Annotated in this window: 23 protein-coding genes; 5 read left to right on the top strand and 18 right to left on the bottom strand. The window is 28.5% G+C overall.

The window, feature by feature from the left end:
* The first annotated feature begins 8 nt into the window (after nt 1–8).
* From CQA69_RS04960 to CQA69_RS04940, 5 genes are all read left to right on the top strand, one after another.
* Nucleotides 9–530: an isochorismatase family cysteine hydrolase gene (locus CQA69_RS04960; protein WP_137620699.1), complete on the top strand. Its 522-nt coding sequence runs from the start codon at nt 9–11 to the stop codon at nt 528–530.
* Between the two features lie 111 nt (nt 531–641).
* Nucleotides 642–1,136 (top strand): hypothetical protein, encoded by a 495-nt coding sequence (locus tag CQA69_RS04955; protein WP_137620698.1) that lies wholly within the window; start codon nt 642–644, stop codon nt 1,134–1,136.
* 196 nt (nt 1,137–1,332) lie between these two features.
* Complete coding sequence (gene recO, locus CQA69_RS04950; protein WP_137620697.1) at nt 1,333–1,947, top strand: recombination protein RecO; 615 nt, start codon at nt 1,333–1,335, stop codon at nt 1,945–1,947.
* Complete coding sequence (gene ybeY / locus CQA69_RS04945; RefSeq protein ID WP_137620696.1) at nt 1,944–2,348, top strand: rRNA maturation RNase YbeY; 405 nt, start codon at nt 1,944–1,946, stop codon at nt 2,346–2,348. The genes recO and ybeY overlap by 4 nt, the downstream gene beginning before the upstream one ends.
* A 104-nt stretch (nt 2,349–2,452) precedes the next feature.
* Entirely contained in the window at nt 2,453–3,910 is a 1,458-nt protein-coding gene (locus CQA69_RS04940; protein WP_137620695.1) for a DASS family sodium-coupled anion symporter, read from the top strand.
* On the opposite strand, the gene CQA69_RS04935 is transcribed toward CQA69_RS04940, so the two are convergent.
* The 18 genes from CQA69_RS04935 to CQA69_RS04855 form a co-directional block, all read right to left on the bottom strand.
* Complete coding sequence (locus CQA69_RS04935) at nt 3,897–4,097, bottom strand: hypothetical protein (protein WP_137620694.1); 201 nt, start codon at nt 4,095–4,097, stop codon at nt 3,897–3,899. The two genes, CQA69_RS04940 and CQA69_RS04935, sit on opposite strands and share 14 nt — an antisense overlap.
* A 24-nt stretch (nt 4,098–4,121) precedes the next feature.
* Nucleotides 4,122–4,508 carry a hypothetical protein gene (locus CQA69_RS04930; RefSeq protein ID WP_137620693.1) on the bottom strand — a complete coding sequence of 129 codons (387 nt, stop codon included), beginning with the start codon at nt 4,506–4,508 and terminating at the stop codon, nt 4,122–4,124.
* A gap of 260 nt (nt 4,509–4,768) precedes the next feature.
* Nucleotides 4,769–5,092: an outer membrane protein assembly factor BamE domain-containing protein gene (bamE, locus tag CQA69_RS04925; protein WP_137620692.1), complete on the bottom strand. Its 324-nt coding sequence runs from the start codon at nt 5,090–5,092 to the stop codon at nt 4,769–4,771.
* Nucleotides 5,092–5,295 carry a YqaE/Pmp3 family membrane protein gene (locus CQA69_RS04920; protein WP_137620691.1) on the bottom strand — a complete coding sequence of 68 codons (204 nt, stop codon included), beginning with the start codon at nt 5,293–5,295 and terminating at the stop codon, nt 5,092–5,094. The genes bamE and CQA69_RS04920 overlap by 1 nt, the downstream gene beginning before the upstream one ends.
* 209 nt (nt 5,296–5,504) lie before the next feature.
* A complete protein-coding gene (locus CQA69_RS04915) occupies nt 5,505–5,723 on the bottom strand; it encodes a hypothetical protein (protein WP_137620690.1) in 219 nt (72 codons plus the stop codon).
* Nucleotides 5,723–5,854 (bottom strand): hypothetical protein, encoded by a 132-nt coding sequence (locus CQA69_RS09280; RefSeq protein WP_281275578.1) that lies wholly within the window; start codon nt 5,852–5,854, stop codon nt 5,723–5,725. The genes CQA69_RS04915 and CQA69_RS09280 overlap by 1 nt, the downstream gene beginning before the upstream one ends.
* 167 nt (nt 5,855–6,021) lie before the next feature.
* A complete protein-coding gene (gene trxB, locus CQA69_RS04910) occupies nt 6,022–6,960 on the bottom strand; it encodes a thioredoxin-disulfide reductase (RefSeq protein ID WP_137620689.1) in 939 nt (312 codons plus the stop codon).
* A gap of 124 nt (nt 6,961–7,084) precedes the next feature.
* Complete coding sequence (gene trxA / locus CQA69_RS04905; protein ID WP_137620688.1) at nt 7,085–7,399, bottom strand: thioredoxin; 315 nt, start codon at nt 7,397–7,399, stop codon at nt 7,085–7,087.
* Nucleotides 7,400–7,452: 53 nt separating this feature from the next.
* The gene (locus tag CQA69_RS04900) at nt 7,453–7,791 is read right to left on the bottom strand and encodes a YraN family protein (protein WP_137620687.1); all 339 of its coding nucleotides are present in this window, start codon (nt 7,789–7,791) and stop codon (nt 7,453–7,455) included.
* Nucleotides 7,791–9,041, bottom strand: a complete 1,251-nt coding sequence (locus CQA69_RS04895) for a homoserine dehydrogenase (RefSeq protein WP_137620686.1) — start codon at nt 9,039–9,041, stop codon at nt 7,791–7,793. The genes CQA69_RS04900 and CQA69_RS04895 overlap by 1 nt, the downstream gene beginning before the upstream one ends.
* Nucleotides 9,042–9,045: 4 nt before the next feature.
* Nucleotides 9,046–10,248, bottom strand: a complete 1,203-nt coding sequence (locus tag CQA69_RS04890) for an LL-diaminopimelate aminotransferase (RefSeq protein ID WP_137620685.1) — start codon at nt 10,246–10,248, stop codon at nt 9,046–9,048.
* A 10-nt stretch (nt 10,249–10,258) separates the two neighbouring features.
* Entirely contained in the window at nt 10,259–11,065 is an 807-nt protein-coding gene (locus tag CQA69_RS04885; RefSeq protein ID WP_137620684.1) for a hypothetical protein, read from the bottom strand.
* A complete protein-coding gene (locus tag CQA69_RS04880; RefSeq protein ID WP_137620683.1) occupies nt 11,059–12,075 on the bottom strand; it encodes a hypothetical protein in 1,017 nt (338 codons plus the stop codon). The genes CQA69_RS04885 and CQA69_RS04880 overlap by 7 nt, the downstream gene beginning before the upstream one ends.
* Nucleotides 12,068–12,751 carry a 23S rRNA (guanosine(2251)-2'-O)-methyltransferase RlmB gene (gene rlmB / locus CQA69_RS04875; protein WP_137620682.1) on the bottom strand — a complete coding sequence of 228 codons (684 nt, stop codon included), beginning with the start codon at nt 12,749–12,751 and terminating at the stop codon, nt 12,068–12,070. The genes CQA69_RS04880 and rlmB overlap by 8 nt, the downstream gene beginning before the upstream one ends.
* 13 nt (nt 12,752–12,764) lie before the next feature.
* Entirely contained in the window at nt 12,765–13,589 is an 825-nt protein-coding gene (rsmI, locus tag CQA69_RS04870; RefSeq protein ID WP_137620681.1) for a 16S rRNA (cytidine(1402)-2'-O)-methyltransferase, read from the bottom strand.
* Between the two features lie 2 nt (nt 13,590–13,591).
* Nucleotides 13,592–13,792: a 50S ribosomal protein L31 gene (gene rpmE / locus CQA69_RS04865; protein WP_137620680.1), complete on the bottom strand. Its 201-nt coding sequence runs from the start codon at nt 13,790–13,792 to the stop codon at nt 13,592–13,594.
* Between the two features lie 79 nt (nt 13,793–13,871).
* Nucleotides 13,872–14,528, bottom strand: coding sequence for a 16S rRNA (uracil(1498)-N(3))-methyltransferase (locus tag CQA69_RS04860; RefSeq protein ID WP_137620679.1), 657 nt, complete (start codon nt 14,526–14,528; stop codon nt 13,872–13,874).
* Between the two features lies 1 nt (nt 14,529).
* On the bottom strand, nt 14,530–14,937 hold the full coding sequence (locus tag CQA69_RS04855) for a hypothetical protein (RefSeq protein WP_137620678.1): 408 nt from the start codon (nt 14,935–14,937) through the stop codon (nt 14,530–14,532).

The raw sequence follows: 14,937 nt of genomic DNA, 5'->3' as shown, positions 1-14,937 counted from the left end.
AAATTTATATGGAAAAAGCCTTTGTTATTGTTGATTATCAGAACGATTTTATCAACGGAAGCTTAGGTTTTAAAAAAGCTTTAGAAATCAAACAAAATATTCTTAAACGTTTAAATAAAATTGATTTTAATACCACACATTTGCTTGTTACTTGTGACACACACGATCAAAATTATTTAAAAAGTAAAGAAGGGTTAAATTTACCTATAAAGCATTGTATCAAAGATACTTTTGGTTGGCAAATGCCAAGCGAAATTCAAACTTTTTTACAAAAATCCCATAAAATTTTTTATAAAAATACTTTTGGAAGTTTAGAATTTGCCAATTTTATCAATCAAAGTCAATATAAAGAAATCTATTTTTGTGGTCTTGTTTCACATATTTGTGTATTTTTTAATATAATCTTAGCTTTTAGTGCAAAACCTGATTCTAAGATTATCTTATATCAAAATTCTACAGCAAGTTTTGATGAAAATTTGGAAAATTCAGCTTTTTCTTTACTTAAAAGTTATGGTGTCGAGATAATCTAATAATTAAATTTTTAAATAGTTTTCATAATAAATCAATCTTTAAAAATAATGGAACAAAAATTGCTTATAAATTTCAGAGTATAATCTCTAAATTCAATGAAAGGAGAAAACATGCAAATAAATTATTTAAATTCTCAAAGTTATTATTCTTCTAGTTTTGCTCAAAAGAAAAATGATAACTATGGTTTAGATTATTCAGATGCTAAAGAACAAGTAGAAAATGGTAATATTAAAAATATGGAAGATGTTATAGATTATGCTTATGATAAAGCTATACACGCTTCAAGTAAAGAAGAAGCGGATAAATATGGTGCTATAGGATTTCAGCTTTTCTCTGCTACCATCAATCAATCTTTAAATGAAGCTATGCAAAAGCAAGGCGTAAATGACATTAAAGACTTTAACACAAGCGGTTGGCAAGAAAGTCGAAATGAAATAATGTCTGAAGAAGGACAAGAATTTGGAAGCAATTTGGCTATAGGCCTCAAAATTTTAGAAGAATCTAAAAAATTTGATGGGGATATAGATCCAAGTATAGGTTTTACGCGTTTAGAATCTATAGAAGTTTCGCAAAATCTTTTAAAAGATTTATTAAATGCTATTTAACGACTAAGGTAAATTTCACCTTGGCCTAATTATCTAGTTTTATATTTTCACAATTCTTAACTATAAAATTTCTCATTCTCTTTAAAAATGTTAATTTAAAAGACATTGAATTTATAAAAAATAGATCTTATTTGTTTAAGGTTTAAATTTTATAATACAATTTCTAAAAAATAGATATGTTTTATCAAAGGAAAATATGCAAGGCTTTATACTCCATACACAAAAAGTAAAAGATGAGGATTTAATTGTCTATATATTAAGCCCAAAAATGCTTATAAAAACCTATCGTTTTTATGGATTAAGGCATTCTAGTATTTTAAATGGTTATAAGATCGATTTTGCTTTAGAAGAAAATCCGAGTTTTCTACCAAGACTTAAAGATGTTTTGCATTTAAATTTTACTTGGATTATGCAAAGGGATAAAATGTTTATTTGGCAAGAATTTATTCGTCTTTTATTTCAGCATTTAAAGGACGCTGAGACACTTGAAAAATTTTATTTTTTACTCTTAGAAGATTGTGTAAAACGTTTTGAAAAACAAAACCCTAAACGTGTTATTATTGATGCTTATCTTAAAATTTTGGAATTTGAAGGTAGATTGCGTAAAGATTTTATTTGCTTTTCTTGTGATGAAAAAATTCAAAATGATATCACTTTAATAAGGGCTTTTTTACCTTCGCATAATCATTGTGCTTTAGGTTATAATTTTGAAGAAAAAAAGATTAAAGACTTTTATGATAATAAAAATTGCGGAATTTTTAACGATGAGGAAATACAAAATTTATATAATTTAATCAAGGAAGGTTTATGATACTTAGCGATGAAAAATATGATTTTTTAGAAAAAATAGCTAATTTTTTAAGTCCAAAAGATATAGAACTTGTTTTTGTAAATAACCAAGAAATGCAAGAAATTAACCTCAGTCAAAGAAATCAAAACAAAACAACTGATGTTTTATCCTTTCCACTTGAAAATATAGACGAAAATATTCCTTTAGGTTCTATAGTTATTAATACAGAATTAGCTAAAGAAAAGGCGGAAGAGTTTGGACATAGTTATGAAGAAGAAATAAGTTTGTTATTTATCCACGCTATGCTTCATTTGCTAGGTTTTGATCACGAGAAAGATAATGGAGAAATGAGAAAAAAAGAAGAAGAACTTATAAAACATTTTAAATTGCCTACGAGTTTGATTATTAGAACTCTTAATTAAACAATTAATTTCAATTCAATTATTTATAAAGAATTTATTTATTTAAAATTTAATATAAGATTTCTAAAGTATAATTTGTTTTTATATTCTAAAAAGGATCGATTATGTTTTATGCAAAACTTTTAGCACCTTTGATTGTTGGGATATTTACTTATTTAATTCCAGTGCCTGAAGGCTTAAATCCCAATGCTTGGCTTTATTTTAGTATTTTTATAGGTCTTATTATTGGTTTGATTTTAGAACCAATTGCACCAGCGTTAATCGGAGTTATCGCAGTCACTTTAGCTGTTGTGTTTAAGGTTGGCCCTGCTGGATCGGGTAATATAGATACTATCATTAAAGATTCAGTTGCTATAAAATGGGGACTATCAGGTTTCTCTGATTCTGTAGTTTGGCTTATTTTTGCTGCTTTTACCATAGGGCTTGGTTTTTCAAAAACAGGACTAGGTGAAAGATTAGCTCTTTATCTTGTTTCAAAGCTTGGAAAATCAACTTTGGGTTTAGGTTATGCTATTGCTATAGTGGATTTAGTTTTAGCTCCTTTTATTCCTAGTAATGCTGCAAGAAGTGGTGGAACTGTTTATCCTATAGTAACCAATATCGCTCCTATGTTTGAAAGTTATGCGGATAAAAATCCTAGAAAAATTGGTGCCTATCTTGTATGGATGGGTTTAGCAAGTTCTTGTATTACAAGTTCAATTTTTCTTACAGGTCAGGCTCCAAATCCACTTGCACTTTCCTTAATCTCTAAAAATGGAGTTGCTGTTGTGGATTGGCTTAGTTGGTTTTTAGCCTTTTTGCCAGTAGGATTAATACTTTTTGTTATTACTCCAATTTTGGGATATTTCATATACCCACCAGAAGTTAAAGGTTCTAAAGAAATAGCAATTTGGGCAAAAGAAAAATATCAAGCTTTAGGAAAAATGCCTACTTCTCAAATTTTTATGCTCCTTATAGCTTTTATTGGACTTATACTTTGGGTTGGATCAAGCTTTTTTAAAATCAATGCTACAACTACAGCTTTAATCATGATCATTTTAATGATAGCTTGCAAAATAATCACTTGGCAAGATTTTTTAGGCAATAAACCAGCTTGGAATACTCTTGTGTGGTTTGCTACCCTTGTTACAATGGCAGGTGGGCTTAAAAATGTCGGTTTTTTAGATTATTTAGCTAATTCTTTAGGGCATAGACTTTCAGGATTTGAGCCATTTATGGCTACGATTTTACTTTTGATGTTATTTTCTTGGCTTAGATATTTCTTTGCCTCAGGAACTGCTTATGTAACAGCCATCATTGCTGTTTTTGTATCTTTAGCTAGCTCGATTGAAGGTGGAAATCCAGCACAAATTATGCTAATACTTACTTTACCAATGGGCTTTATGGGTATTATCACTCCTTATGGAACAGGTTGTTCTCCTTTATGGTTTGGAAGTAATTATATCAAAGGGCCTCAATTTTTCTTATTGGGTGGAATATTTGCTGTAATTTACATGGCAATTTATTTTCTTGTAGGAATTCCTTGGATCGGATTTATAATGCCTCATCTTAACTTTCATTAAAAATTAATTTTTGCGTTTGTTTTAAAAGCCATATAATACAATAGATTGCAAAAATACTAGCTCCCATTCCACTAAACAAGGCGTTATGAACGCCTTGAAACATTTTTTGAAACATAGGAGATACTGCATTTTCTATTGTATAACTTATACTATCTATCCAGTTTGAAGATAATTTTACTTCGTCCATTTTTTTCTTTCTTTTTATAGACTATTATTTCATTTTTAATTCATCTATTTCGCAGTCTATACGTTTTAATGAAGTATGTCTTGCATCATAACAACTTATTCTTATTAATTTATACTCTCCATTTTTTTCTAGTAAAATATTTTTTATATAACTTGAAGATTTACTACCAAAAATAGAACCCATAGCATCTATCTGTTGCCAACGATCATATAATTCTTTTGCATTTTCAATACTTTTCATTGTTTTAAGCGATTTAAAAGAATAAAGATTATAATCAGGATATTTTTCTTTAACAAGATTACTTGCTTTTTCAAATAATTCCTTATTGTCTCCTTTTTCGTATTCAAATTTAACAAGTTTATCTCCATTTCCACAAGCAATAAAAAATACTGCAACTATTGCAAATAACATTTTTTCATTTTCTTTCCTTTGTCTAGTAATTTGGTATGTTTCAGTCTTGATGATTTCTTCTTCTCCATCAGGACTGATTGATGTTTGGGTCTTTACTCTAAATAATTTATTGTTTTTATTGACAATTTCTTCCTTTTCTATAAAAACCTTTTTACTTTTAGAGTAAAGATCGCTTCTCTTTCTAAATTCTTCTTTTGTAGTAAATCCTCTTTCATTTAAAGGGATTACATTTTGATTTTCTTTAGAAGGTTTTGTTTATTTTATCTACCTAATAAAGGATTTGAATTTCCAGAACCTGTAGTTTTATATTTCTTGACCACCACACCTTTTTTGTTAAATTCAAAAACTGTGCTTTCGTCTTTATCAAATCCAGGAAATGAAGAAATTCTAGTAAAGTCATAATACCATACTTCTTTATTGCCCAAACTTGTTTTTCTTACAGGATAGCCTATGATTTTTTCCACATCTTCTTGTGTGCTTTTGCCTATAACAATAGAATTTAATTTACCTTGATTAACCTCTAAGCCTTTTTGATAACAAGCACCTAAAATAAAAACTAGAAAAATATATAAAATATATTTCATTAAATCCCCCTATTTTGTTCTTTTAAAATTTTTGCAATTTTTTGATCTGTTTTGTATTGACTAAGAGCATACACAGCCCAAATCATAGCAGGTAACCAGCCTATAAGAGTAATTTGCAAGATAAGACATATAATAGCTGCAAAAGGTCTTCCTATAGTAAAAAATCCTAGCCAAGGCAATAAAATACAAATGATTAGCCTCATTTTTTCTCCTTAAAAAATTAAATGCTATTATACCCCCCCCCATTAATTCAAGCTGAAATTTAAAACTATTATTAAATATAAAAAGAAGCAAAAAATTATTAAATCGATTAGTAAGATGTTAAAAAAATAAAATCATTTTAAGTATCTGCAATGGATAAAAAATTTTGAAATTTCTTAGGAATTAATAAAAATAGGGTGTAAAAACACCCTTAAGCAGATATATCTAAAAGTTTATCTTTTTTGTTTTTAGAGTTTGGACTTAAAGAATTACTATCGTCTTTATCTTGTGAGCGAATTTCTTCTTTTTTCTTATCTTTAGCTTCTGCTTTTTCGTTTTTTTCTTGAAATTTTAAAGATAAAGTTATATTTATTCTTTTGCTTTCAAAATTTGTATCTACTATTCCCCTACATGGTGTACTCAGTAACATTAGCAAGTTCCTAAATAGTGGCAACAATCTTTTTGCGGTTGAATTATAGATTGTTGAGATACAGTGATTTTTGCTAAAGCAACGCTAGATAATGAAGTAATTATTGTTAAGCCTGAGATAATTTTTTTCATTTTTGACCCTTTCTATTATTAAAATTTTTGATATATGAATAATGATAAAAATTATAAAATGAATTTTGACTTAATTTTTAAAATGTTTTTTTAAAAAAAGAAAAAGTTACATTTAGAAACAAATTTACACATTTAAATAGGTTAGAGAAGTTCTAACCTAAAAGATACTAATGCAAACTTTCTATATAAGCCATAGCACTAAGTGCAGCTACAGCACCATCTCCGGCAGCACAAATGACTTGCTTAGGAGCATCTTTTCTTAAATCTCCGGCAGCAAAAAGCCCTGAAATACTTGTTTGCATTTTAAGATCAACGCTGACTTGACCGCCTTCTTCCATAGCACATAAAAATTGACCATTATCTTGTTTTAAAATTTCATTTCTTACATTTAAACCAACAAAAGTAAAAATTCCTGGAACTTTCAAATCCCTGATACTTCCATCTTTTAATTTCACTCTTACTCCATTAACTCCCATTTTATCGCCATAAACCTCATCTACACTCGCACTAGTAATCAATTCAATTTTTTCATTTTTCTTAACTTTTTCAACCGTTGAAGGAGCGGCTCTAAATTCATCCCTACGATGGATAAGATAAACTTTAGAGCAGATATTAGCAAGATATAAAGATTCTTCTAAGGCTGTATCGCCACCACCTAAAACTGCTACTTCTTTATTTTTGTAAAAAAATCCATCACAAGTTGCACATGTGCTTACACCTTTTCCAAAAAATTCATCTTCTCCTTTAAAACCCGCTCTTTTTGGAGCTGATCCTGTGCAAACGATTACAGCTTTTGCTGTTTGAGTTTTTCCACCTTCTATTTTAATAGTAAAAGTCTTATCATGATTTTGTAAAATTTGCTCCACGCCTACCATTTCGTGTTTGAGCCCAAAACGCATACATTGTTCATTCCAAGGAGTCATAAAAGACATTCCATCCATTACTTGTGCTACACCTGGATAATTTTCAATTTCAGAACTTGAAGTGATTTGTCCTCCTGGCATACCTTTTTCAAACATAACTACATTCTTTAAACCACCGCGAGTTGCGTAAAGACCTGCACTAAGTCCAGCAGGACCTCCACCTATGATTGCTAAATCTAACATATTATTTTCCTTATTTTTTGTTTTTCACATAATATAAAAATTTTTCTTAATATCAGTTAATAAAAATTATTATTTAGTATAAATTTAAAGAAGAAAAAGCTAGTATATAACTAGCTTTTTAAGATTAAAGTAGAGAATTAAGTTTATCAGTGATTGCCTGTTTTGATTGAGCACCTACAAGCTGATCAACAACTTCTCCATTTTTAAAAAATATTAAAGTAGGAATAGATCTTACTCCAAATTCGGCAGCCAAATCGCCTTGTTCATCAGTATTTACTTTGCAAATTTTTGCCTTGCCATCAAAGTCATTTGCAAGTTCATCAATTACCGGAGCAAGCATTCTGCAAGGTCCACACCAAGGAGCCCAAAAATCAACCAAAGCAACACCCTCTTTTGCTTGTGAAAAATTTTCTGAAGTTAATTCTATATATTTTCCCATTGTATTCCTTTCGTTATTTTGTCTAATTGTATTTTATTTTTTTAAATATTAGCTTAAAAACTAATATTTTCATAAAATTCTACTATATCATCTTTAATACAAATAAGATCAACTTGAAAATCATAAAAAATTCCTTGTTTAATCTTGTAAAACTCTATAGTCTTTAAAATCTTTTTATACTTTTTATAATTTAAACGTTCGGTAAGTTCATAATTTCCTTGAGTAAATTTAACCTCTATAAAATGCAATATTTCATCTTTTTGAGCGATAATGTCAATTTCGCCAAATTTAGAATGAAAATTACGTTCTAAAATTTCAAATTTTCTTTTTTTTAAAAAGGCACAAGCCTTATCTTCGCCTATGACTCCACTTAAGTATGAAACTAATCCCATTATTCTTCGATACGCATCATAAAAGGTTTGCCCTTGATAAAATCTTGTTTTTCTAAAATTAAAAGTAAATTTTTAATATCTTTTTCAAAAGTGCTATGAGTTGTAAAAAATAAAGTGCTATGAATTTCATCTTGTTTTGGCTTTTGTAAAAAACTATCAATTGAAATTCCATTTTCACTCATCAACTGAGCAATCTTAGATAAAACTCCAACTTTATCTTCTACCTTAAGCCTTAAATAATATTTTGTAAAAATTTCATCTTTATTTAAAAGTTCAAATTGAAAATCATTTCTAAAACCTAACATTGGACCTTTAAATTCATTTCTTGCTATATCAATAAGATCAGAAATTACTGCACTAGCAGTTGTCATACCACCAGCACCAGCACCATAATAAAGATTTTCTCCGAGTAAATCTCCTGTTATACTCACTGCGTTCATTACTCCATCTACTTTCGCTATCATTTTATCTTTATTGATCATAGTAGGGTGTACTCTTAATTCTACTTTTGAATTCTTAGTTTTAGCAATTCCTAAAAGTTTAATTGTAAAATCAAATTCTTTTGCAAAATACATATCTTCTGAAGTGATATCACTAATTCCTTCTATTAAAATATCTTCAGGTTTGGCACGCAATCCATAAGCAATGCTTGCTAAAATCAAAAGCTTGTGTGCTGCATCTTGTCCTTCTATATCAAAACTTGGATCAGCTTCGGCATATCCAAGCTCTTGTGCTGTTTTTAAAGCATCATAAAATTGAATACCTTTAGTATTCATAGCACTTAATATATAATTGCTTGTGCCATTAAGTATTCCTTTGATACTTAAAATATTATTTGCACTTAATCCTTCTTTTAAAATTTTTATAATAGGAATTCCGCCACCAACACTTGCCTCATATCCAAAAGCTAAATTTTTTGCTAAATTTTCAAGCTCATATCGATAATAAGCAAGCATAGCTTTATTTGCACTTACTACAGGCTTTTTTTTCTTGAGAATTTGACTTACTATTTGAAAAGGTATTTCAATTCCTCCCATAAGTTCCACAAAAACATCAATATCATCTCTTTGTAAAATTTCATCTATATTTGTAGTGATAGGAATTAAAGCATTTTTTTTATTTTTTCTTGCAAGTGCTATAACTGGAATTATATTTTCTCCACATCTTGCACGAATGATCTTATCATTTTCTATTAGAGCTTTAGCAACGGCACTTCCTACAACACCATATCCTAAAATAGCAATTCTCATAAGATTATTCTTTTAAATAATTTTTAATATTGCGCGCAGCTTGGCGTATGCGATTTTCATTTTCTATTAAGGCAATTCGTACATAATCATCTCCGGCTTCTCCAAAACCAATTCCAGGACTAACGGCCACATTAGCTTCTTGCAGAAGTTGTTTTGAAAATTCTAAGCTTTTTAAATGAGCTTTTTGAGGTGGAAGCTTAGCCCAAACAAACATGCTTGCATTAGGTTTTAATAAATTCCAACCTATATTGGAAAAAGATTCGATTAAAACTTGCATTCTTTTTTCATAATTTAATCTTATATTTTCCACACAACTTTGATCAGAATTTAATGCAATGGTTGCTGCTACTTGTATAGGAGTATACATCCCATAATCAAACCAAGATTTAATTTTTTTCAAAGCACTGATTAAACGCTTATTTCCTACAACAAATCCTACTCTCCAACCAGCCATATTGTAAGATTTTGAAAGAGTATAAGTTTCTACAGCCACATCTTTAGCGCCATCAATTTCTAAAATCGAAGGAGTTTTGTAAGAATTATAAGTCAAATCAGCATAAGCAATATCTGAAATGATATAAAATCTTTCTTGCTTTGCTATTTTAACCAATCTTTCATAAAAACTTTTCTCACAAGTTACTGTTGTAGGATTGTGTGGAAAATTGACAACCAAATACTTAGGTCTTGGAATACTTTCTTGTAAGGTTATATTTAAAATTTCAAAGAATTTATCTTCATTCAATTCAAATTTTTCATTGTAAATCAAAGGCATTTTAACCACATTGCCCCCAGCTATAATAAAAGCTTGAGTATGTATAGGATAAGCAGGAGTTGGCACTATAGCTACATCTCCTGGATTAATCACCGCTCTAGCAAGATTAACAAATCCTTCTTTTGAGCCCATAGTTGCAACAACTTCGCTTTCAGGATCAAGATCGACATTATATTTTCTTTTATACCAATCACAAATTGCTAGTCTTAATTTAAAAATTCCAATTGAAGCAGAATATCCTGAAGTTTTATCTTTATTGGCACTTTCGCATAGTTTATCAATAATATGTTGCGGAGTTTTTCCATCTGGGTTTCCCATAGAAAAATCTATAATATCTTTTCCTAAGCGTCTTGCATTCATTTTAAGCGTATTCACTTCTGCAAAAACATAATTAGGTAGTCTTTCTATGGTGTTAAAACGAATTTCATCAAACATTTTTCTTCCTTTATTTTTTCAAAAACACCCTTAAGCCTCTACGGATATTATCTAAACTATACATATCACTTACTACAACATAACATGTTCCACTTGGAATAAATTCTGAAAAATGATTATTTTTCTCATTACTCTTTACACTTTTAATCAAATTAAGATTTTTATCTAAAAATAATACCTTAGGAAACCAAAAATCAGCATCGCTTGCATCTATAACTAATTTAGAAGCATCTTTGGTTTTAAAAATATAATCTTTTAACGGTCTTTCTAAAACCGCTAAAGAATTTAGAGAAATATTAACATTTGTATTAAGCTTCGCGTTGTCAAAATCTAAATCGTATTGATAATCATAAACTCCAACTCGTTTAACATTTTTTATATAAACTGAATTCTCTTTTAATAAATTATATAAAGTACCAGGATCTAAAACATATTGAGATTCAACTTCGACTGTATAATCAATATTTTCGTTATGTAAAATTAACTCTGTAGGAATAAAATAAACATATCCTGCATCCATAAGTGCATCGGATAAAATCTTAAAAAAAATTACAGCATCTGATTTAGATCTAAAATTTAATTTTAATGTCTGAGGGGTTGATAAATTAAGTGTGATTAAAGAATTTGTTTTTAAAACTCTTGAAATTTGGGCAATATTTAAATTGCCGTTTTTATCTAAATAGGAAGAATTTGAAAATAAAAGTTTAAGTTGAGAATTTTTAGCAGGATTGCTTACTAAATTTTGAGCCAATTCTAAGCTAGAAATTGCAAAAACACTTTCAAAGAAAAAAATAAAAATGAAAAGTATTCTTACCATCCTTTACCTCTATTTAGTTTTATAAATTCATTTATAGAAATGCTTTTAATCTTGCTGTCTTTAATCAAAAAACGCTTAGGGCTTCCTATTGGAAATTTTTGTTCCTCATTATTTTCATCAATTATACTAAGAGCAGCAGGTCCAGTTAAAACCAATCGATCGGTATCTAAAGAAAGATTAAAATCCTCGCTTTTGACAAAGCTTGTTTTAGTATATTTTTGCAAATCGATCAAACCTATCCAAGTTTTAGCCGAAATTTTAAAAGATACATTTTTATTAGGAGTTTTTGCTGTAGTATTATTCTCTTCTGTACCAAAATCAATGCTTTGAGACGTTTTATTATCTTCTGTAATGTTATTTGTAATGTCATTATTTTCAGTATTTTCAGTATTTGCATTATTGTTATTATTTTTTGCAATAGTATTTTGCTCGTCTGTATTTTGTTCTTGTTTGTTTTGTTCATCTGTGCTTTGCTCTTGTTTGTTTATATTTTGATCAGATTGAGTTTGAGAGCTTGAATTTTGTTCTATTTTTGCCTGATTATCTATCACAACAACATTGCTGTTTTCTAAAGATTTTAAGTTGGATTGTGCCTGCCCTATTATATCTACAACAGCTATACTTGAATTATCTTGCCGAGTAGTAAAAAAATCTTTAATGGTATTAAAATAATAGATCCCAACACCTAAAATAACCACGATTAAAAAAACGATAATAAAAGGTAAAAAATTAACCGGTTCTCTATGGCATAAGTCAAGCTTAGGAGTAATCTTGAGATTATTTTGGATATTTAAATTATTTTCATTTAAATAAGCCTCATATTCTTCATTAAAATCAGTAAAATCAAGATCATACTCGCGACTCAAAATTTTTAAAAAACCTTTTACATTAAAACGATTCAAAGCAACAAAATCTTTTCTTACTAAAGCTTCTAAAAAAGCAATTTCGATCTGCGTTTTAGCCGCAACATCTTTTAAATTTAAATCTTCAATTTTTTTCCAATTAAGCATTTATCATCCTGTCACAAAGTATTGCAAAAGCTGCGCTAACATTAAGACTATCAAAATTATGTTTCATCTCTATGCCCACACACTCATCGCATTTTTTTATTATTTTAGCACTCAACCCCAATCCTTCACTTCCTAAAATTAAAGCTTTTTTTTCTTTTTCTATTTTAAGTTTATGAACTCCTTTACCTCCATTTGCACTAGCAAAAATTTTAAAACCAACTTGTTTTAATTCATTAATTACAGATAAAATATCATTATTTATAACAATGTCAAGATCTAATGCCGCACCGCTACTGGTGCGTATTACTCCTTCCATAGCCAATCTTTCTCCAATAAAAATAATTCCATCTGTACCTAAAGCATAAGCGGTTCTTGCAATGGCTCCTATATTTCCTATATCGCTAATGCCACAGAGTATTACAACAAAATCACTTTTTTTTAATGAATTTAAATCCTTAAATTCATATTCTTTTATATCAAGCAAAAAACCTTGATGATTTCCGCCTCTTGCGTAAGCTTGAGCTGTTTTAAAATCAAGTTTTTTAATTTTAAAACCAGAATTTATAATTTTTTTAAAGCTTTGCTTGTCGCATTCTTTTGCCAAATAAAGCTCTCTTATCCATTCTTTATGATGTTCTAAAATATAAAAAAATATTTGCTTTCCATAAACTATCATTATTTCATTTTATCTAATTTTGACTTAAAAGCAGTTTTGTATAAATTTCTTTTGGAGTTTTTCCATTGATTTTTGCTAGAAGTTTGCTTTTGGTTTTTAAGGGTATATCAAGCTCTAAAATATCACCTTCCAATAAAGAATTAGAATTTAAATTTTGATTATTTTTTGAAATTACAAGAACCCACTCGCCATTTAAATTTGCTTCTTTTAATTGATCAAAAACTTTTTTAGCACTTCCTTTAAACTTTGTTTCAAATTTTTTAGAAATTTCTTTGATAGCAAAAATTTCACGATTTTCATCTATTGAAGCTATTTGTTCAACCAAAGATAAAATCCTTTTAGGAGACTCATAAATTATACTTGGGTAGATGTGATTTAAAGCTCTTTGAATATCTTTTTGACGCTCTCTACCTTTATTGGCTAAAAAACCTATAAAAATAAATTCTTTTTCACACAATGCTGAACTTACAAGAGCAACTAAAGCCGCATTGGCTCCTGGCAACACTTCAAATTCTATATTATTTTTTAAAGCAAAATCGACTAAAGCGTATCCTGGATCGCTAATACCTGGCATACCCGCATCGCTTAAAAAAGCTATATCTTGAGAGAAAAAATCTTGATCTAAATTCTTTAAAATTTCCTTTTCATTGTGAGTATGAAAAGCAATCATTTTTTTAGTTTTAAAATCAATCTGAAATTTATTAGAAAGTGATAAAAGTAAAGACTTGCTTACCCTTGTATCTTCACATAAAAAAACCTTACAAGTCTTTAAAAGCTCTAAAGCACGAAAAGAAATATCGTTTAAATTTCCTATTGGAGTAGGAATAAAATAGAGCATAATTACTGCATTGCGTATTTTTTCTTAAATTTCTCCACACGACCTGCAGCATCAACTATTTTTTCACTTCCTGTAAAAAAAGGATGGCAGTTTGAACAAATATCTACTCTTAATTCATTTTTATTAGATTTAGTAACAAAAGTATTGCCACAAGCACAACTAACTTTACATTCTACATATTCTGGATGAATTTCTTTTTTCATAACTTTTCCTTAAAAAATAAAACAATAAATCGTGATTATAGTAAATATAATATAAAAATTATATTAATTTAAGTAAATTTTAAAGAAGTATTTTTGATGCAATAGCTATAATAGCACTTTGACTTTTAAGAATATTTGAAACCTTAAGTCCAATTTTTTCTTTAAACATTTTCTTTTCGCTTTGACTAAACCCACCTTCAGGACCTATAAAATAAATTTTACTAGGATCAAACTCTTTAGACTCTCCTTCAAAATCAACTAAAACAGCTTCTGGAAATTTTTCATAAAAATTTCTTATATTATTATAAATTTGCATCTTCATCTTGCTTTCTCTTCCGCACTGCTCGCAAGATGCAATGATAATTTTTTCCAATCTTTTTAAATCAATTTTAAAATTTCTTTGAGAAAATTCGGTAAAAACAAGGTGTAAAGTTTTGACTCCAAGTTCATTTAAAAAAGGAAGTGTTTTTTCTAAAATTTTCACATCTATCACAGCTAAGGCTAAATTTAAAGTGGTATTTTTGCACGTTGTTTTATTTTCTTTACTTAAAAAATGCAACTCGCAAGAATGACGCTCTAAATTAGAAATTTGATAGGTGTATGCGAATTCATCTTCTAAATTTCTTAAAATTAATATTTCATTTTCTTTTACTCTTCTTGCTTTTAAATGAGAAAATTCTTCTCCTTTTAATTTTAAAAAATCTTCACCCGCTTTTTGATGGTATAAAAATTGCATTTTATAGATAATTGCTTAATAAAGAAGGTAAAAATAAAAGTAAAATCTCGCACATTAAAATTAATAAACTAATCCATCTAAAAGCTATATAACGTCTTATTTTACGGGCTTTTTTAAACTGCACAAAATGAAAAATTGCTAAAAATAAAATTAAAATCCACGCTGCAATCATCAACCAAAAATTTAAGCTCATTTGAAATTTTTTCATCGCCAAAAGCAATAAACCTGTAAAAAGCATAAAAGCTAAAAAAGTATAGTATATTGGTAAAAATAATCGAATTCTACGGATAAAAATGAATTCAGTTTTAAAACTACCTTGAGTTAAAATAAGATAAAAAAACATCAAAAAACCACTCGCATAAAGACTATAAAGATGTAATGCTAGAAAAAAATGATAACTTTGTTCCAT

This window comes from Campylobacter estrildidarum (assembly GCF_005406205.1).
GTDB classification, from domain to species: domain Bacteria; phylum Campylobacterota; class Campylobacteria; order Campylobacterales; family Campylobacteraceae; genus Campylobacter_D; species Campylobacter_D estrildidarum.
Note: the sequence above shows the minus strand (reverse complement) of the source record. Positions and strands in the feature narration are given on the sequence as shown.